We start from the raw sequence: 20,439 nt of genomic DNA, 5'->3' as shown, positions 1-20,439 counted from the left end.
TCGACGCAGAAGTATACGTACTTTCTAAAGAAGAGGGTGGTCGTCATACTCCATTCCTTAACGGTTACCGTCCACAATTCTATTTCCGTACGACTGACGTAACTGGCGCAATCCAATTACAAGAAGGCGTGGAAATGGTAATGCCGGGTGACAACGTTGAAATGTCAGTAGAACTCATTCACCCAATCGCAATGGACCCAGGTCTACGTTTTGCGATCCGTGAAGGTGGTCGTACAGTGGGTGCTGGTGTAGTTGCTAAAGTAACTCTATAATATAAAAAGTTGAAATTACAGGTCGGGGCTAGAGTCCCCGATTTGTATGCTAGGTCAGTAGTTCAATTGGTAGAGCGTCGGTCTCCAAAACCGAATGTTGGGGGTTCGAGTCCCTCCTGGCCTGCCATTTTTTTAAAAAAAAACTTGATGCTGGTTAAATTGTCATATAATAAGTCGCGAAGCCTACGACGAGTACAAAAATGTCGAATGATAAATCGCGTGACGCATTAAGCGAAGCGCCAATTCCACAAAGAAATAATCCTGCTGAAGTTGTTAATTCTGGGTCTCCTTTAGATATAGTTCTATGGGTTGTCGCATTGATTTTATTGGTCGGTGCGGCCATGGTAGGTCAGTATTTGCCGGCGTATTGGGCACCTGCGAATAGTGTCGGTGTGCGCGTTGGTGTGATTTTGGCTTGTGTCGTAGTGGCTTTAGGTTTATTATACGCCACCCATCAAGGCAAAGGCTTCGTTCGTTTATTGAAAGATGCACGAATAGAGTTACGTCGCGTGACTTGGCCGAGCAAGCAAGAAACAGTGACCACATCTTGGCATGTTCTTGCCGTTGTTGTAATCGCTTCCATTGTTTTATGGTGTTTTGATTACATTTTAGGCTGGTTAATGAAGTTTATTATCGGGTAAGAGAGCTATGAAACGTTGGTACATTATTCATGCCTATTCAGGCTATGAAAAACAGGTGTTACGCTCGCTTAACGATCGAATCCAGCGTAGCGCTGTAGCCGATAGCTTTGGTGAAGTCCTGGTTCCGACTGAAGAAGTCGTAGAAATGAAGGATGGTAAGAAGCGTAAATCAGAGCGTAAATTCTTTCCTGGCTATGTATTAGTTGAAATGGAAATGAACGATGATACCTGGCACATTGTTAAAGAATGTCCAAAAGTACTCGGTTTCATCGGTGGTACTGCAGATAAACCTGCACCCATTACGCAAAAAGAAGCTGATGCGATTCTTGCACGTGTACGCAATACTGGTGAAGCACCTCGTCCTAAGACGATGTTTGAACCAGGCGAAGAATTACTTGTGACTGACGGTCCATTCACCGACTTTAAAGGCGTGGTGGAAGAAGTTCAGTACGAGAAGTCACGTTTAACGTTGACGATTAATGTATTTAATCGACCAACTCAAGTTGAGCTCGAATTTCGCCAAGTCGAAAAAGCGAACTAATTTAAGTTGGTTGGAAAACGCCCGGTTTGTTATGGATCGGGCATTGTTATTGTAACGGTTATCGTTACTTAGAATCATTGGGGAGCCTTCATCGGCGTTTGCACCCAGAGGTAATTTGAAATGGCTAAGAAGATTGACGGCTATATCAAGCTGCAAGTTCCAGCTGGTAAAGCGAATCCATCTCCACCGATTGGTCCTGCACTAGGTCAACGTGGTGTTAACATCATGGCATTCTGTAAAGAATTCAATGCTGCTACACAAAAACTTGAAGCTGGTCTGCCAATTCCCGTAGTGATTACTGTGTACAACGATAAGTCGTTCACATTCATTATGAAAACTCCGCCTGCTGCGATTCTTCTTAAGAAAGCTGCTGGTATTCAAAAGGGTTCAGCTGTACCTAACAAAACTAAAGTTGGTAAGTTGACTCGTGCTCAATTAGAAGAAATTGCGACTACTAAAGAACCAGATTTAACTGGTGCTGATTTAGACGCACGTGTACGTACCATTGCTGGTTCTGCGCGTTCTATGGGCTTGGAAGTGGAGTTATAAGACATGGCTAAATTAACTAAACGTCAAAAAGCCATCGCTACTGCTGTTGAAGCGAACAAAGTTTACACTTTGGAAGAAGCAGTACAAATTCTTAACACTATCCCAGCTGTTAAATTCAAAGAATCTTTGGATGTATCAGTAAATCTTGGTGTTGACCCTCGTAAATCTGATCAAGTTGTTCGTGGCGCGACTACACTTCCTGCAGGTACTGGTAAAACTGTACGTGTTGCTGTGTTTGCTCAAGGCGCTGCTGCTGAAGCTGCTAAAGCTGAAGGCGCGGACATCGTTGGTTTTGAAGATCTTGCTGAAAGCATTCAAGCTGGTAACTTAGACTTCGACGTAGTAATTGCTGCTCCAGATGCAATGCGCGTAGTGGGTAAGTTGGGTACGATCCTTGGTCCACGTGGCTTAATGCCTAACCCTAAAGTGGGTACTGTAACTCCTGACGTAGCTAACGCTGTTAAAAATGCTAAAGCTGGTCAAGCACGTTACCGTGTAGACAAAGGCGGTATTATCCACGCCGCGATTGGTCAAGTTGGCTTTGATGCTGCTGCGATCCGTCAAAACCTTGAAGCTCTTGTAGCTGACCTTAAGAAAGCAAAACCTGCTACTTCTAAAGGTATCTATATCCAAAAGATCACTTTGAGCTCAACTATGGGTCCTGGTCTTGTTGTTGATGTAGCAAACATTTCTAAATAAGTTTCGACTTATTACAGAATTTTAAAGCCCTGAGTAAAATTCAAAGCACTGCTTTGAATTTTACGCAAGATAAACCGGTTTCGGTTCACTTGCGATCTTAGGCAAACTTTGAATTGATAAATATTTGTTTATCAGCGTCAAAGACCTCGGGCGAGGGGATCTCTTCGGAAATCACTTCTTAAAAGTCCAGTCCGAGTAGACGCGGTGGTGTGATTTGTTCATCCTCCGCGTGTAAGTTCAGCAATGAATTTACGAATTGGGAGTGTGCTTCGCGTAAGCACATAAATCACCGTTAGGAGGTTTTACAATGGCTCTTCTTATCGAAGGCAAAAAACAGATCGTAGCTGAAGTAACTGAAATTGCTTCTACTGCATTTGCTGCTGTTGTTGCTGACTACCAAGGTTTAACTGTAGGGCAATTAACTGCTCTACGTGTTGAAGCTCGTAAACTGGGTGTTGCTACACGTGTTGTACGTAATACTTTAGCTAAACGCGCTCTTCAAGATACTCCATTCAATATCTTGAACGACAACCTTGTTGGCCCAACAATCTTAGCTTTCTCTACTTCTGAAGATGATATGGGCGCTGCTGCTCGTTTGTTTGAAGAATTTGCGAAGACTAACAAAGCATTTGAACTTAAAGCTGCTGCATTTGACGGCAAACTTTATCAAGGCGAAGAAATTAGCGTTATCGCGAATCTTCCGAACCAAGAAAAAGCGCTTACTATGCTTGCCTCTGTTCTTCAGGCTCCTATTTCGAAATTGGGTCGCTTACTTACAGCGCTTCAAGAGAAAAACGAAGCTCCAGAAGCAACAGAAGCAACAGAAGCTTAAATCTACTCACACACCATTCAATACCCATTTGGAGTTACTCTCATGGCTTTAACAAACGAAGAAATCCTAAACGCAGTTGCTGAAAAAACTGTTCTTGAACTTGTAGAACTTATTTCTGCTTTCGAAGAAAAATTCAACGTATCTGCTGCTGCAGTTGCTGTAGCTGCAGGTCCTGCTGCTGCTGCTGCTGAAGAGCAATCAGAATTCAATGTTGAATTGACTTCTTTCGGCGCGAACAAAGTTGCTGTAATTAAAGCAGTTCGTGAAGTAACTGGTCTTGGCTTGAAAGAAGCTAAAGACATGGTTGAAAGCGCTCCAGCTATTCTTAAAGAAGGCGTTTCTAAAGAAGAAGCTGCTGAACTTAAAACTAAGCTTGAAACTACTGGTGCTACAATTACTGTTAAGTAATGATACCAGGGGTCAATTTTTAAATTGATCCCGAAATTTGGCTGATGGCTCTTGGGTCATCAGCCTTTTTGCGTTACAATTATCGGCTCGATTTTTGTTTGATTGATGTAAAAAACGTCAATTATTATAATAAATCAATAAAATCAAATGCTTACCAATATTTATCATATTTGAAAATATTGCTAAGCGTTTTAATACCACTAAAAATTGCAGCATTTGTAAAAAGTGGTGGCCATATCGGCCTGTGTAATTCCTTCTAGGCTCGTTCTGCAGGCGGGCTTAGTTTACTTTCCGAGGACTCCAGATGGCATACTCATATACCGAAAAGAAACGGATCCGTAAGAATTTTGGTAAATTGCCTAGCGTCATGGATGCTCCGTACTTGCTTTCGATTCAAGTCGACTCGTACAGAACATTCCTACAAGATGGCAAAACTCCAAAAAACCGCGAAGATATCGGTCTCCAAGCCGCATTTCGTTCAGTTTTTCCTATTGAAAGTTATTCTGGCAATGCTGCTTTAGAATTTGTTGAGTATAGTCTTGGTAAGCCTGAGTTTGATGTGCGTGAATGTATTTTACGCGGTTCGACTTATGCAGCGCCAATGCGTGTAAAAATTCGTTTGATCATTAAAGATCGCGAAACCAAATCAATTAAAGACGTACGTGAACAAGAAGTGTACATGGGCGAAATGCCGCTCATGACTGAAAATGGTACCTTTGTCATCAATGGTACTGAGCGTGTAATTGTTTCTCAATTACATCGTTCACCAGGTGTATTCTTTGACCACGATAAAGGCAAAACTCACTCTAGCGGTAAAGTTCTTTATTCAGCACGTATCATTCCTTACCGTGGTTCATGGTTAGACTTTGAATTCGATGCGAAAGATTTAGTCTTTGTACGTATTGACCGTCGTCGTAAATTACTCGCGACTGTGGTACTTCGTGCATTAGGTTATAGCAACGAACAAGTCCTAGACATGTTCTATGAAAAAGTCCCGGTCTATCTTGATATGGGTAGCTACCAAATTGACCTTGTGCCTGAACGCCTGCGCGGTGAAATGGCTCAATTCGACATTCTTGATGCTGACGGCAAAGCGATTGTTGAACAAGGCAAACGTATTAATGCACGTCATGTACGTCAGATGGAAGCATCTGGCTTAGCCAAGCTTTCTGTTCCTGATGAGTACTTGTACGAACGTATTACTGCTGAAGACATTCCATTAAAAGATGGTGATGTGATTGCTGCAAACACAGTGTTGAGCCATGAAATTATGGTGAAGATTGCTGAAGGCGGCGTGAAGCAGTTCAATATTCTGTTCACCAATGACATCGATCGTGGTTCTTTCGTCGCGGACTCTTTGCGTGCAGATACGACTTCAGGTCGTGAAGAAGCACTTGTAGAAATCTACAAAGTAATGCGTCCAGGTGAGCCACCAACAAAAGAAGCTGCTGAAAACTTATTCAACAACTTGTTCTTCTCTTCTGAACGTTATGACTTGTCTCCTGTCGGTCGTATGAAGTTCAACCGTCGTTTGGGTCGTCCTTACGAAGTGGGTACTGATCAGAAGTCTCGTGAAGTTGAAGGTATTCTTTCAAATTCAGATATTACCGATGTTCTAAAAACACTGGTTGAAATTCGTAACGGTAAGGGTGAAGTCGACGATATCGATCACTTGGGTAACCGTCGCGTACGTTCAGTTGGTGAAATGACAGAAAACCAATTCCGTGTGGGTCTGGTTCGTGTAGAACGTGCTGTTAAAGAGCGTCTATCTCAGGCTGAAACTGACAACTTGTCTCCACAAGATTTGATCAATGCGAAACCGGTTGCTGCTGCAATCAAAGAATTCTTTGGTTCAAGCCAGTTGTCTCAGTTTATGGATCAAAATAATCCATTGTCTGAAATTACACACAAACGTCGTGTATCGGCGCTTGGACCCGGCGGTTTGACTCGTGAACGTGCAGGCTTTGAAGTACGTGACGTACATCAAACTCACTACGGTCGTGTGTGTCCAATTGAGACTCCTGAGGGACCAAACATTGGTTTGATCAACTCACTTTCTGTTTATGCAAAATGTAATAACTTCGGTTTCTTGGAAACACCGTATCGTAAAGTGATTGACGGCAGCGTCACTATGGATATCGAGTATTTATCTGCGATTGAAGAAGTGGGTACTGTCATTGCACAGGCCGATGCTAGTTTGGATAAAAACGGTAAATTAACAGAAGAATTTGTATCAGTACGTCATCAAGGTGACTTCGTACGTATGCCGCCTGAAAAAGTGACGCATATGGATGTTTCTGCTCAGCAGATTGTATCGGTTGCGGCATCACTTATTCCATTCCTTGAACACGATGACGCCAACCGTGCGTTGATGGGTTCAAACATGCAACGTCAGGCTGTGCCTACGCTGATTGCTGACAAACCACTTGTCGGTACCGGTATGGAAGCGAACGTAGCGCATGACTCGGGTGTATGTGTTCTTGCAAAACGTGGCGGTCGTATCGAGTTTGTTGATGCGTCGCGTGTGGTTATTCGTGTAAACGAAGAAGAAATGATCGCCGGTGAAGCAGGTGTAGATATCTACAACCTGATCAAATATACCCGTTCGAACCAAAACACTTGTATTAACCAAAAAGTTCTCGTGAACATTGGTGATAAAGTGGGTCGTGACGACGTATTGGCTGATGGTCCATCGACTGACGGTGGTGAATTGGCGCTTGGTCAAAACATGCGCGTAGCATTCATGACTTGGAACGGTTACAACTACGAAGACTCGATCTTGTTATCTGAACGTGTTCTTCAAGAAGACCGTTTAACTTCGATTCATATTCAAGAATTGTCATGTGTTGCGCGTGATACCAAGTTAGGTGCAGAAGAAATTACTGCTGATATTCCTAACGTGGGTGAAGCTGCACTGTCTAAACTGGATGAATCAGGTATCGTTTATATCGGTGCTGAAGTAACTGCTGGTGATATTCTTGTAGGTAAAGTTACACCAAAAGGCGAAACCCAGTTAACACCGGAAGAAAAATTGCTACGTGCAATCTTTGGTGAAAAAGCGGCTGACGTTAAAGATTCATCTTTACGTGTGGCTTCAGGTGTTAAAGGTACAGTAATTGATGTTCAAGTGTTTACACGTGACGGTCTTGAAAAAGACGAACGTGCTCAAGCAATTGAAAAAGCGCAATTGGATGCTTACCGTAAAGACTTGAAAGAAGAGTTTAAAATCTTCGAAGAAGCAGCACGTGAACGTATTATTCGCTTGTTGAAAGGTCAAGAATCGAACGGTGGCGGTACAACTAAACGCGGTGACAAACTGACTGAAGATTTGTTATCTGGTTTAGAGCTGGTTGATCTACTTGAAATTCAACCTGTTGATGAAGGCATTGCTGAACGCTTAACTCAAATTCAAGTGTTCTTGAAAGAGAAAGGCATTGAGATTGACGAGAAATTTGCAGAGAAAAAACGCAAACTTTCTACAGGTGATGAACTAACAACTGGCGTCTTGAAAGTTGTTAAAGTTTACTTGGCTGTAAAACGTCGCATCCAACCGGGTGATAAAATGGCGGGTCGTCATGGTAACAAGGGTGTTGTCTCTAACATCTTACCAGTAGAAGACATGCCGCATGATGCTAACGGTGTGCCTGTTGATATCGTGTTGAACCCACTGGGTGTACCTTCGCGTATGAACGTGGGTCAGATTCTCGAAACTCACTTGGGTATGGCTGCAAAAGGTCTTGGCGATAAAATCGACAAGATGCTGCAAGAACAGCGTACCGTTGCTGAACTGCGTATCTTCTTAGACAAGATTTATAATAAAGTCGGTGGCGAGCAAGAAGATCTTGATAGCCTGACTGATGATGAAATCCTGGCGCTTTCTAAAAACTTGCGTAAAGGTATTCCTTTAGCAACTCCTGTATTTGATGGTGCTGATGAAGGCCAAATCAAAGAGTTGCTTGAACTTGCAGACATTCCACGTTCTGGTCAAACCGTATTGTTTGACGGACGTACCGGTGAACGTTTTGACCGTCCAGTAACTGTAGGTTACATGTACATGTTGAAACTGAATCACTTGGTTGATGACAAGATGCATGCGCGTTCTACAGGTTCTTACTCACTTGTGACTCAACAACCATTGGGCGGTAAAGCTCAATTCGGTGGTCAGCGTTTCGGTGAGATGGAAGTCTGGGCGCTTGAAGCATATGGCGCAGCTTATACGCTTCAAGAAATGCTTACTGTTAAGTCGGATGACGTTGAAGGCCGTACTCGCATCTACAAGAACATTGTCGATGGTAACCATCATATGGATCCGGGTATGCCTGAATCGTTCAACGTATTGACCAAGGAGATCCGTTCTTTAGGTATCAACATTGAACTGAAAAATGGTGACTAATAATCCCCCTTGCATCCCTCTGTAGTACAGGGGGAGGTTAAGGAATTTTTCAGGTAAAAAACAATATTTGTGACCCAGTCGGGGAGGAGAAAAACTCCTCGACACACGGAGAAAAAAATTGAAAGACTTGCTCGATATCATGCGCAAAAAGACGGATTCAGACGGTCATGCTCCAGTAGAGTTTGATCGCATCCGCATTGGTCTTGCGTCACCAGAAATGATTAAGTCATGGTCTCACGGTGAAGTTAAAAAACCTGAGACAATTAACTATCGTACGTTCAAACCAGAACGTGATGGTTTATTCTGTGCCAAAATCTTTGGCCCAGTCAAAGATTATGAATGCTTGTGTGGTAAATACAAGCGTATGAAATACAAAGGCGTCATTTGTGAAAAATGTGGCGTTGAAGTAACAACTGCGAAAGTACGTCGTGAGCGTATGGGTCATATTGACCTTGCGTCACCGGTTGCGCACATCTGGTTCTTGAAATCATTACCATCCCGTATCGGTCTTCTTTTAGACATGACTTTACGTGATATCGAACGTGTATTGTATTTCGAATCATATGTGGTAACAGATCCGGGTATGACTCCAATGGAGAAATACCAACTTCTTAACGATGAAGAATACTTCACAGCATTAGAAGAACACGGTGATGAATTCAGCGCGAAAATGGGTGCAGAAGCGATTCAGGATTTGTTGAAAGACATCGATCTTGAAGCTGAAATTGCGCGTCTTCGTGAAGAAATTCCACAAACAACTTCAGAAACCAAGCTTAAGAAAGCCTCTAAGCGTTTGAAGTTGATGGAAGCATTCAACGATTCGAACAACAAGCCAGAATGGATGGTGTTGACTGTACTTCCAGTCCTTCCACCAGATCTTCGTCCTTTAGTTCCTCTTGAAGGCGGTCGTTTCGCGACTTCTGACTTGAATGACCTTTACCGTCGTGTGATCAACCGTAACAACCGTTTGAAACGTCTTCTTGACCTTTCAGCGCCAGACATCATCGTGCGTAACGAAAAACGTATGTTGCAAGAGTCTGTAGATGCATTGCTTGATAACGGTCGTCGTGGTCGCGCAATCACTGGTTCAAACAAACGTCCGCTTAAATCTTTGGCAGACATGATCAAAGGTAAACAAGGTCGTTTCCGTCAAAACTTATTGGGTAAACGTGTCGACTATTCAGGTCGTTCGGTTATTACCGTAGGTCCGACTTTACGTTTGCACCAATGTGGTCTTCCGAAGAAAATGGCACTTGAATTATTCAAACCATTTATTTTTGCGAAACTACAAGCGTCTGGTCAAGCGACAACCATTAAAGCTGCGAAGAAAATGGTTGAACGCGAAACTCCGGAAGTTTGGGACGTTCTTGCGCATGTAATTCGTCAACATCCAGTCATGTTGAACCGTGCGCCAACCCTTCACCGTTTGGGTCTTCAAGCATTTGAACCGATCCTGATTGAAGGTAAAGCAATCCGTCTTCACCCACTCGTATGTGCTGCGTTCAACGCCGACTTCGACGGTGACCAAATGGCGGTACACGTTCCATTAACAATCGAAGCTCAGTTAGAAGCGCGTGCGTTAATGATGTCAACCAACAACATTTTGTCTCCAGCGAACGGTGAACCAATCATCGTACCGTCTCAGGACGTTGTGTTGGGCTTGTATTACATCACGCGTGATGCAATCAATGCCAAAGGTGAAGGCATGGTGTTTGCGGATACTGACGAAGTAAACCGCGCATTGGCTACCGGTCAAGTGAACTTGCACGCTCGCGTAAAAGCACGTGTACACCAGACTGTCATTGATGAAGATGGTAACCGCGAACAGCAAACCATTATTGTTGATACGACTCCTGGCCGTTGCTTACTTTGGGAAGTTGTGCCTGAAGGTATGGATTTCCAGCAAATTAACGTTGAGATGACCAAGAAAAACATCTCGAAGTTAATTAACTCTTGCTACCGTAAATTGGGTCTAAAAGATACAGTAATCTTTGCTGACCAATTGATGTACTTGGGCTTCCGTCAAGCGACGCGTTCAGGTGTATCTGTCGGTATGGAAGACATGCTTATTCCACCGCAAAAACAAGCCATTATTGGTAAAGCGGATGCTGAAGTTCGTGAAATCGAACAACAGTTCGAACAAGGTTTCGTAACTGCCGGCGAACGTTATAACAAAGTGGTCGATATTTGGGCGCGTACTAACGACCAAGTAGCGAAAGCGATGATGGACAACTTGTCTTTTACCACTGTTAAAAACAAACAGGGTGAAGACGAGAAGCAAAAATCATTCAACAGTATCTACATGATGTCTGACTCTGGTGCCCGTGGTTCGGCAGCTCAGATTCGTCAGCTTGCAGGTATGCGTGGTTTGATGGCGAAACCGGATGGTTCGATCATTGAAACCCCGATTAAAGCAAACTTCCGTGAAGGTTTGACAGTACTTCAGTACTTCATTTCAACACACGGTGCGCGTAAAGGTTTGGCCGATACAGCACTTAAAACAGCAAACTCTGGTTACTTGACTCGTCGTCTAGTAGACGTAGCGCAGGATTTGGTGATTACTGAACCTGATTGCGGTACTTTAGGCGGTCTTGTCATGACGCCATTCATTCAAGGTGGCGATGTCATCGAGAATCTGGGTGCTCGAGTATTGGGTCGTGTTGTTGCTGAAGATGTGAAACGTGCTGGTTCTGACGAGGTTATTCTTCCGCGTAATACGCTGATTGACGAAAAACTTGCTGCCTTCATTGAAGAAGCGGGTGTCGACGAAGTTAAAGTACGTTCCGTGGTTTCTTGTGAATCTACGTTCGGTGTATGTGCGAAATGTTATGGTCGTGACCTTGCACGTGGTCATCAGGTAAATCCTGGTGAGTCTGTAGGTGTTATGGCTGCACAATCCATTGGTGAGCCGGGTACCCAGTTAACCATGCGTACTTTCCACGTGGGTGGTGCTGCAAGTCGAACTTCTGCTGCAAATAGTATTCAAGTACGTAATAAAGGTACTGTACGTTTCCACAACGTGAAAACTGTACAACATGCCAAAGGTCACTTGGTATCGACTTCTCGTTCAGGTGAAATCGGTATTGCGGATGACTTGGGTCGTGAACGCGAACGCTACAAAATTCCATACGGTGCTTCGATCATTCTAAAAGATGGCGAAGAAGTAGCAGCGGGCGGTATTGTTGCAACGTGGGATCCGCATACGCATCCACTGGTTACCGAAGTTGCGGGCAAAGTACGTTTCAGCCAGATCGCTGATGGCGTAACTGTGACCTCGAAAACTGATGATGCAACAGGTATGACCACAATCGAAATCTTGCCAGTGACTTCACGTCCTGCGTCAGGTAAAGATTTGCGTCCTGCTGTTGTTCTTGACACCGTAGAGGGTGGCGAACAGTTCTACTTCTTGCCACAAAATACGATTCTTTCTGTCCGTGATGGCGAAACAATCGGTGTGGGTGACGTTATTGGTCGTGTACCACAAGAAACTTCACGTACTCGTGATATTACCGGTGGTCTGCCGCGTGTAGCTGACTTGTTCGAAGCACGTAAACCGAAAGAACATGCAATCCTGGCTGAAATTTCAGGTGTTGTAAGCTTCGGTAAAGAGACCAAAGGTAAAAACCGTTTAGTGATTGCGCCAGATGACGGCTCTGAAATTTATGAAGAGTTGATTCCAAAATGGCGTACCATTAACGTGTACGAAGGCGAACATGTAAACCGTGGTGAAACAGTTTCTGACGGTCCACAAAACCCGCATGACATTTTACGTTTGAAAGGTGAAGTGGCGTTGACTAACTACATCGTGAACGAAGTTCAGGACGTTTACCGTCTGCAAGGTGTAAAAATCAACGACAAGCACATTGAAGTTATTGTGCGTCAAATGTTGCGTAAAGTTGAAATCACTGATGGTGGTGATACGAGCTTCATTAAAGGCGAACAAGTGGATTACATCCGCATGGTTGCTGAAAACCAAGCTGTACTTGCTCAGAACAAGTTCCCTGCGAAGTATGAACGTCAATTGATGGGTATTACGAAAGCATCGCTTTCTACTGACTCGTTTATCTCTGCTGCATCGTTCCAGGAAACAACTCGTGTGTTAACTGAAGCTGCGGTAACAGGTAAAGAAGATGATTTACGCGGTCTGAAAGAGAACGTAGTTGTGGGTCGTTTGATTCCTGCAGGTACGGGTCTTGCATACCACTTAGAACGTCGTCGTCAAGAAGCTGAAGCTGCCGAGCATGAGCTTGTAAATGACTTCTCTGATGTTGATCAAGCATTAAGCCAAGCATTTAACCAAGAGTTTTAATTCTTAAGTTAAATGATTGAAAAAAGGCGCCTTCGGGCGTCTTTTTTTATTGGGAATAAGTGAAAATTAAAGCTTTCCCCCAGTGCTATAATTTCTTATATTAAAAACAGAACAATTGAAAATCTTTATTAATTTATAAACTTAAAACAACTAGGGCAAACTTATGAAACCGATACAGCATTTTTTGGCACTTTCACTTATATCTATTTCTGCTGCTGTTATTGCTGCACCCATGCCAAATACTATTATGGTGGAAGATAAAGCCGTTGTTCCAATCTTAAAGACAGAGGTCATTCGTCGAGTTGCAGGACAAGAGCCTAAGCGTAGTGTTGATGCCACAATTTTTGAAGTTACCAATCAGGGGAAAGATATTGTTGCGCGAGAAATCCATTTAGAAGATAACCAAGCACAATTTTCAGAAAAGCAGCTTACTATTCCTGTGATTCAAAAAGGCGGTGTCATTGTACCGACTTCAAAAATTGAATTGGATACCACGATAAAGCAAGACGGGAAGATACTCTCTCAAACCAAAAAAATTGATGCTGAAGGTGTTGAATTCAAACAAGGGCAAGAGCCTATTCATCGAACATTAAAGCTGGATCAGAAAAACAATCTGGGCAGTAACACCAAAACATCACATGCCGTTTTAACTGAAAATGGTACAACCACACGTGATATAGTGGTGTTGAGTGAAGATGAATAAACTTCAGTTAAACATAGTGAAATGTTTCATGATTTTTTACAAAATGCATCATTTCAGTATTAATGCTTTACATTTTTAATTTATTTTTTTCACAAAAGAAGCATAAGCTGAAAAGAATGAAAAAAGGGGAAAAATCCATGAAAAAGTTAATGAGCGTAATGGCAGTAGCCACTCTATCCACTTTTATGTTGGCAGGTTGTGAAAGTATGTCTGCCAATGAGCAGCGAATCGGCGCAGCAGCCCTAGGTGGGGCCGTGGGTGGCGGTGTAGGTAATAAGGTCGGTGGTGGTGTAGGCGCCGCTGTAGGTGGCGGTGCTGGTGCAGCGGTCGGCAGTAAAACCCAAGGTGGTTCAAACCGAAATGCGACTTATAGTGGTGTAGGTGGTGCTATTGGTTCTGCCGTAGGTAAAAGTGTCTTTGGTGGCAATGGTGGTGCAGCAATTGGTGGTGCGATTGGTGGTGGTGCTGGAGCTGCCATCGAACAGAAACGTTAATACAACGTCTTAATCATTAAATTAAAAGCGCTTGATCAACAAGCGCTTTTTTATTATCCAATGGTTGATTCTGGATTTTTCCCTGCGCATATAGACAGTTTTTTTTTCAATTTCTGCAATACGGATGCTCACACCGCCAAAAATATGGACAGTGTATTTGAGATGTATGGGAGCTTAATTATCGGTAAGTTGTTTTATATTGGCTATTTTAGCGCCATCTAAGCGAATATCGCTATAAACGGTGTTATGTCCTGGTCAGAGAAAATGAATTTTCGCCGATTTATCCCCGACAATATATTTTGATCCGAGATGATGTATCAGTAAAAAGCATAAAAACGGATTGACCATGGAATACAGGCTTCCTCCAAAATGCACTCCCAGCACATTTTGATTTTTACGCGTTAAAGACATTTTCACGCGAATTTGGTAATTTGCCAGATCCATTTCTTTAGTTTCAATACCTGCATCACGATAAGGTGCGTAACGATTGAGCATGAATTTAGCGATCGCCAGTATTGTCTGCAGTTTGTTTAAAAGGCTCATCTGGGTCAATTGTTTTTATGGTGAGCCAGAGCATACTAAATCAGAATTAAAATTGGGGCATTGATCAGGTTGCCCAATGATCCAGATAAATAGTGAATAAAAAAATGAGAAAGCATTATGCAAGCAAAGACCCAATGGGTAGCCACCCAAGATCAACAGCGTCTCTATGTAAAAACATGGGGAAGCGATGAAAAGCCGGCTTTAGTATTGGTACATGGTTATCCGGATAATCAGGAAGTATGGGAACCAGTTATTCAGGAGCTTATCCAAGATTTTTATATTGTCACTTATGATGTACGCGGAGCAGGGCAGTCCTCTATTCCAAGGCGTATTCGTGACTATCGCTTGGAACAATTATCTTTAGATTTAGAAAATGTAGTCAATGCTGTATTAAAAGATCGGCCTTTCCATTTGGCAGCGCATGACTGGGGTTCTATCCAGTCTTGGGAGTCGGTCACCGAAGCCAAATTTACTGCCCGAATTCTATCTTATAGTACGATTTCAGGGCCGTGTTTAGACCATGCTGCATTTTGGATGCGTAATCAGTTTAAACAGCACAAGAGCAAGTTCTTTAAGCAGCTCAGCAAGTCTTGGTATATCGCAGTATTTCAGCTGCCATTGCTGGCACCCACAGTATGGGGTTTTTTCAGTCCTGAAAAATGGGGCAAAGTGCTAGAAAAGTTGGAGCAGCAGAAAAACTTGCCTTTAAATCCTCATATTGCATCAGATGGCAAACATGGAATCGGATTGTATCGCGCTAATTTTTTGCCACGCTTAACTCGGCCACGTCAGCGTTTTGCTGTTTGTCCCGTCCAGGCGATTGTGCTGAAACGTGACAATTTTGTCAGTCCTGAACTGATTGATGAAATGCCAAAATGGGCTGAAAATTTTCAGCGTCTAGATATGGATGCCAATCACTGGGCAATATTAAGTCAACCTGAATTGGTCGCCGACACGATTCGTAGCTTTGCATTAAGCCAGTCTGGAAATTAGTTTTTTATTTAATTATCTGAATATAAATGAAAATTCAGATGACGGCTAAAAGCAATCAATTTGCAGATTCAAGGAGTTGGATCTGCTAAAATATCGACTTTTCATCTTCCCCCTCAAGTGATTATGTTCGCAATTATTGCCGCTATCGGAGTCATGTTCGGACTCTCATTAGCTCGTGTGCCTGTGGTCTTTGCATTGGTGATCGGTGCTGTTGCCGGTGGTTTGTTGGCTGGCTTAGGTCTGCAAGGAACTTTAGATGCATTTAATAATGGCCTAGGTGGCGGGGCTAAAATTGCCTTGGCCTATGGTATTTTGGGTGCATTTGCGCTTGCTTTAGCACGCTCGGGTTTACCTGATTTACTGGCTTACAAACTGATCTCCATCGTAAAAGGAGATGCCAATGTTCAATCGCAAAATAAGGTTAAATTTTTAATTTTCTTTATGATTGTTGCTGCAGCGGTGTCTTCGCAAAACCTGATTCCTGTTCATATTGCTTTTATCCCGGTTTTGATTCCGCCTCTGTTAGGTGTCTTTAACCATTTAAATTTAGACCGCCGCGCTGTGGCCTGTTTATTAACTTTTGGTTTATGTGCCACCTATATGTTGGTTCCGGTCGGATTTGGTGCGATTTTCCTGAATGATATATTAGGCCAAAATATCAATACTTTTGGTAAGCCATACGGTTTTGAAATTAGCTATGATCAAATTCCATATGCAATGGCAATTCCGGTATTTGGCATGTTTGTGGGGCTATTGGTTGCGCTGTTTTATACTTATCGCAAACCAAGAATTTATAAAGAAATTAAGCTTGAACCAAGTCATCATAGTATTTCTGGTGATGTCGTTACCGAGGAGAATGCTAAGCCACAAATAGCAAAATTTACCTTGGTTATGGCCGCTTTTGCCGTCATTGCGACCCTAAGTGTACAGCTTTATTCAGATTCGATGATTCTTGCCGGTTTGGTGGGTGTGGCGATTTTAAGCTGCGCAGGCATTTTCAAGTGGAAAGAAGCAGACGATGTAATTATTACCGGTATGCGAATGATGGCATTAGTCGGTTTTATCATGATTGCTGCACAAGGTTTTGCATCCGTCATTGAGGCCACCAATCAAGTTCCTGCTTTGGTCAATGCATCGGTTGAGTGGATTGGTAACAGTAAAGCTCTGGCTGCCTTTTTAATGTTGCTGGTGGGTTTGCTGATTACTTTAGGGATTGGTTCATCGTTCTCTACTGTGCCGATTTTAGCCATTATCTATGTGCCTTTATGTATCCAGTTTGGGTTTAGTCCAGCCGCGACCATTGCCCTGATTGGTACTGCAGCAGCTTTGGGCGATGCGGGTTCTCCAGCTTCTGATTCAACTTTAGGACCCACCTCAGGTTTAAATATGGATGGACAACATGACCATATGAAAGACAGTGTGGTTCCTACCTTTATCCATTTTAATATTCCTTTAATGATATTTGGGTGGATTGCCGCAATGGTGCTTTAATTCAAACTTATATTTTTTATTTAGTTTGAATCTATTTTATATTTAGTGTTAATAGATATATTTAAAATAGATCTTTTAGAAAAACTAATATAATAAACCTGATGAATATACTCAGAATATAATAATAAAACCTGATTAACCTGGTTGGTATTTAAAACCAACCAGGTTGGTCTGATTAAAATAAATATTTAATATTATCAAGTACTTGAAAATAAATTAAATTATTATTAATTGATCGCTATTGCATATTAATTTGTCTCGTGTTTATTATTAATTAATGTTTTATTTTGTTGTTATTATTCTTCCAAGGGGTATTTTTTATGTTAAAGCAAACTGCTTTTATTACATTATTAGGGATGTCTGCTTCAGCGATGGCTGGTGATTGGCAGGTGAAATTAGGCGCTTCTGCTCTTGCACCACAAAATGATGATAACGGTACTTTGAATGTGCCTTTGGCAGCAGGTGGTTCAGCTGCATTAAAATCTGAAATTAGTAATGAAATTAACTTTACCCCTTCTGTAGAGTATTTCTTTGCCAATTCGCCTATTTCTGTAGAATTATTATTGGCTGCGCCTTTTAAACATGATGTTGAATTAGAAGGTTTAGGTAAAGTAGCAAGCTTTAAACATTTACCACCAACAATTACTGCAAAATATAATTTTAAAAACTCTACGCGTTTTACACCTTATGTAGGTGTCGGTGCGACGGTGGTTATTCCTTGGGGAGAAAAATTATCTGCAGAAGCTCAAGCACTAACAGGTGCTGAAAAGCTAGAAGCTGATGTGGCGTATGGTGTTGCAGGACAAGTTGGTTTTAACTTTCAACCGGCAGATGCTAAAAATTGGGGTGTTTTTGCAGACGTACGTTATGCAGATGTGAAAACTGAATTAACAGCAAAAACAGCTGATGGTACTAAAGTAAGTTTAGGTGATCTTGAAGTGAATCCTTGGGTTTATACAATCGGTTATAGCTACAAATTTTAAGATAAAAATAATAATTAGCGCAAATAAACCTCATCTTTATAGATGGGGTTTTTTAATGAAAAACGTACAATAAATCACATAGATTGAGCACTTTGATACTATTTAATCATCAATATTTTGTTTAAGTTGGTTATAGAAAATAAGCTAAAAAGAGAAAAAAATCATGAAATTATTCAATTTATACAGTGTGGTCTTTTGTAGCCTATTCAGTGGATCTGTTTATGCAGCAAGTTTCAATTGTGATCATGCCCGAACACAAACAGAACATGCTATTTGTGACACTCGTGTTGTAAATGATGCCGATGTGAAAATGGCTACTACCTATAATATTATTAAGCGTCTGGTTCCTATGGGTACACGGGGTATGATTCAGGATGAACAGGTGAAGTGGCTACAATTACGTGATCAATGTAGTAACTCAAGCCGTTGTTTAACCGAAGTATATAAAATGCGCCAACAAAAACTGGATCTGTATATGGATCGTGTTTATAAACAAGGCCCTTTTTAATAAAAATTTATCATTTCCTATTGAAATTTTCTCAAGTCACTCCATTCATTAAGCATTCAATAAAAAGTGTTTTGAATTTAAGGAGTGACTGATGAGCGAACAAAGTACACAAAAACATAGTTTCCAGGCAGAAGTAGCCCAGCTTTTACATTTGGTGACGCATTCACTTTATTCAAATCCGGATATTTTCTTACGCGAACTGATTTCGAATGCTTCAGATGCTTGCGATAAGTTGCGTTTTGAAGGGATCAATCATCCTGAATATTATGAAAATGATCCTGAACTACATGTTCGTGTCAGTCTAGATAAAGACAATAAAACCATTACCATTTCAGACAACGGTATTGGTTTAACCCAACAAGAAGCGATTGATAATTTAGGTACCATTGCTAAATCTGGCACCAAAGACTTTATGTCTAGACTGTCCGGTGACCAGAAAGCCGATGCGCAATTGATCGGACAGTTTGGTGTCGGCTTCTATTCAGGCTTTATTGTTGCCGAAAAAATTACCGTTGAATCTCGTCATGCAGCTGCAGATGCGACGGATGGCGTACGCTGGATCAGTCAAGGTACAGGTGATTTTGAAGTTGAACAAATAACCAAGGCTTCACGTGGAACAGATATCATTTTACATTTACGTGATAATGCACTTGAGTATTTAGAGTCTTATAAAGTTAAGCAAATCATCAATAAATATTCTGACCATATTAGTTTGCCCATTGAAATGCAAAAAGAAGTCTGGCAGCAAGAAGAAGCGGCTGAAGGTGAAGAACCTAAAGCCGGTCAGATGGTTAAAACGGATGAATGGGAAGCGATTAACTCGGCAAGTGCACTTTGGACTCGAAATAAAAATGAGATCACTGATGAGCAATACATTGAGTTTTACAAGAATTTAAGCCACGACTTTGAGGCACCCTTGGCCTGGGCACATAATCGTGTGGAAGGCAGTACCGAATATACTCAATTACTGTATGTGCCAAGCAAAGCGCCGAACAATATTTTCACGCGTGAAGCGAAAGCGGGCATCAAGCTGTATGTAAAACGCGTGTTTATTATGGATGAAGCGGATAATCTGATTCCAAATTATTTGCGTTTTGTACAGGGTGTAGTCGATAGCGCTGATCTTCCGCTCAATGTCAGCCGTGAACTGCTACAGGAAAGCCGCGATGTAAAAACCATTCGCGAAGGCAACACTCGCCGTATTTTGACTATGCTGGATGGTCTGGCGAAGTCGGAAGATGAAAAAGATCAAGAAAAATTCAAACAGTTCTATGCTGAATTTGGTTCAGTGATTAAAGAAGGTTTGGGTGAAGACTTTGGCAATCGTGAACGTATTTTAAAATTATTACGGTTCTCTACATCGACCAATGATGAAATTTCAACTTCATTGACTGACTATAAAGCACGGATGAAAGAAGGGCAAAAAGCCATTTATTACGTGACTGCGGATAGTTTAACTGCTGCGAAAAACTCACCACAACTGGAATTGTTCAAGAAGAAAGGCATCGAAGTGTTATTGATGGCAGATCGTGTGGATGAATGGGCGATGGAGTTCGTCAATGAGTTCGATGGTACGCCTATGCAAAACGTGGCGAAAGGTGCAGTGGATTTAGGGGATCTGCAAGATGCTGAAGAGAAGAAAGCGCTTGAAGCAGCCGCTGAACAATTTAAACCAATCATTGAAAAACTGTCAGATTCACTCAAAGCCAAAACCAAAGAGGTTCGTGTAACCACCCGTTTGGTTGATTCTCCTGCATGTTTGGTGACGGGTGAAGGAGAGCTTTCTCCGCAATTGATTCGTATGTTGAAACAGGCAGGTCAGGCGGTGCCAGAAAGTAAACCGATTCTGGAAATTAACCCCGAACATCCTTTGGTGAAAAAACTGGAAGACTCGAGTCAGTTTGATGATCTGGCCAATGTGATTTTCGATCAGGCCGTGATTGCAGAAGGGGGTTTACCTGATGATCCTGCGGAATATGTAAAACGTATTAACAGTTTGTTGTTGAAATAAGTCTATTCTAGACAATAAAAAAACCTCCTTTGGGAGGTTTTTTTATTGAAAATTATCTGAAGAATAAGT

15 protein-coding genes, 1 tRNA gene and 2 pseudogenes are annotated in these 20,439 nt (G+C 42.0%); 17 read left to right on the top strand and 1 reads right to left on the bottom strand.

The annotated features are described in order from the left end of the window. The 12 genes and pseudogenes from E0H80_RS13775 to E0H80_RS13720 all read left to right on the top strand — a co-directional run. Positions 1-272 (top strand): annotated as a pseudogene (locus E0H80_RS13775) (elongation factor Tu); the annotation flags it as partial. A 51-nt stretch (positions 273-323) separates the two neighbouring features. Continuing rightward, positions 324-399, top strand: a tRNA-Trp gene (locus E0H80_RS13770). A gap of 73 nt (positions 400-472) precedes the next feature. Next, a complete protein-coding gene (secE, locus tag E0H80_RS13765) occupies positions 473-913 on the top strand; it encodes a preprotein translocase subunit SecE (RefSeq protein ID WP_131366713.1) in 441 nt (146 codons plus the stop codon). A gap of 7 nt (positions 914-920) precedes the next feature. Continuing rightward, a complete protein-coding gene (gene nusG / locus E0H80_RS13760; RefSeq protein WP_131366712.1) occupies positions 921-1,454 on the top strand; it encodes a transcription termination/antitermination protein NusG in 534 nt (177 codons plus the stop codon). Between the two features lie 120 nt (positions 1,455-1,574). Beyond that, positions 1,575-2,003: a 50S ribosomal protein L11 gene (gene rplK / locus E0H80_RS13755; RefSeq protein ID WP_004813566.1), complete on the top strand. Its 429-nt coding sequence runs from the start codon at positions 1,575-1,577 to the stop codon at positions 2,001-2,003. 3 nt (positions 2,004-2,006) lie between these two features. Continuing rightward, positions 2,007-2,702: a 50S ribosomal protein L1 gene (rplA, locus tag E0H80_RS13750; RefSeq protein ID WP_131269509.1), complete on the top strand. Its 696-nt coding sequence runs from the start codon at positions 2,007-2,009 to the stop codon at positions 2,700-2,702. A gap of 307 nt (positions 2,703-3,009) precedes the next feature. Further along, entirely contained in the window at positions 3,010-3,534 is a 525-nt protein-coding gene (gene rplJ, locus E0H80_RS13745) for a 50S ribosomal protein L10 (protein WP_131269508.1), read from the top strand. A 42-nt stretch (positions 3,535-3,576) separates the two neighbouring features. Further along, a complete protein-coding gene (gene rplL / locus E0H80_RS13740; RefSeq protein WP_067869002.1) occupies positions 3,577-3,942 on the top strand; it encodes a 50S ribosomal protein L7/L12 in 366 nt (121 codons plus the stop codon). Positions 3,943-4,246: 304 nt separating this feature from the next. Continuing rightward, positions 4,247-8,335, top strand: coding sequence for a DNA-directed RNA polymerase subunit beta (gene rpoB, locus E0H80_RS13735; protein WP_131366711.1), 4,089 nt, complete (start codon positions 4,247-4,249; stop codon positions 8,333-8,335). Positions 8,336-8,453: 118 nt separating this feature from the next. After that, entirely contained in the window at positions 8,454-12,644 is a 4,191-nt protein-coding gene (gene rpoC / locus E0H80_RS13730; RefSeq protein ID WP_131366710.1) for a DNA-directed RNA polymerase subunit beta', read from the top strand. Positions 12,645-12,807: 163 nt separating this feature from the next. Next, positions 12,808-13,347 carry a hypothetical protein gene (locus E0H80_RS13725; protein WP_131366709.1) on the top strand — a complete coding sequence of 180 codons (540 nt, stop codon included), beginning with the start codon at positions 12,808-12,810 and terminating at the stop codon, positions 13,345-13,347. A gap of 137 nt (positions 13,348-13,484) precedes the next feature. Further along, positions 13,485-13,841, top strand: coding sequence for a DNA transfer protein p32 (locus E0H80_RS13720; protein WP_131366708.1), 357 nt, complete (start codon positions 13,485-13,487; stop codon positions 13,839-13,841). A gap of 21 nt (positions 13,842-13,862) precedes the next feature. Here the strand turns inward: E0H80_RS13720 and E0H80_RS13715 are convergent. After that, positions 13,863-14,384 (bottom strand): annotated as a pseudogene (locus E0H80_RS13715) (DUF4442 domain-containing protein). Between the two features lie 117 nt (positions 14,385-14,501). Between E0H80_RS13715 and E0H80_RS13710 the strand changes: the two are divergent. From E0H80_RS13710 to htpG, 5 genes are all read left to right on the top strand, one after another. After that, complete coding sequence (locus E0H80_RS13710) at positions 14,502-15,377, top strand: alpha/beta fold hydrolase (RefSeq protein WP_131366707.1); 876 nt, start codon at positions 14,502-14,504, stop codon at positions 15,375-15,377. Between the two features lie 123 nt (positions 15,378-15,500). Further along, entirely contained in the window at positions 15,501-16,868 is a 1,368-nt protein-coding gene (locus E0H80_RS13705) for a Na+/H+ antiporter family protein (RefSeq protein ID WP_131366715.1), read from the top strand. 320 nt (positions 16,869-17,188) lie between these two features. After that, entirely contained in the window at positions 17,189-17,851 is a 663-nt protein-coding gene (locus E0H80_RS13700) for an OmpW/AlkL family protein (protein ID WP_131366705.1), read from the top strand. A gap of 163 nt (positions 17,852-18,014) precedes the next feature. Further along, positions 18,015-18,359, top strand: coding sequence for a lysozyme inhibitor LprI family protein (locus tag E0H80_RS13695; RefSeq protein WP_131366703.1), 345 nt, complete (start codon positions 18,015-18,017; stop codon positions 18,357-18,359). Between the two features lie 91 nt (positions 18,360-18,450). Continuing rightward, positions 18,451-20,370 (top strand): molecular chaperone HtpG, encoded by a 1,920-nt coding sequence (gene htpG, locus E0H80_RS13690; RefSeq protein ID WP_131366701.1) that lies wholly within the window; start codon positions 18,451-18,453, stop codon positions 20,368-20,370. The last annotated feature ends 69 nt before the right edge of the window (positions 20,371-20,439 follow it).

It is taken from the genome of Acinetobacter sp. ANC 4779, from assembly GCF_004331055.1.
Lineage (GTDB): Bacteria > Pseudomonadota > Gammaproteobacteria > Pseudomonadales > Moraxellaceae > Acinetobacter.
This window is presented reverse-complemented; position numbering and strand designations above follow the sequence as displayed.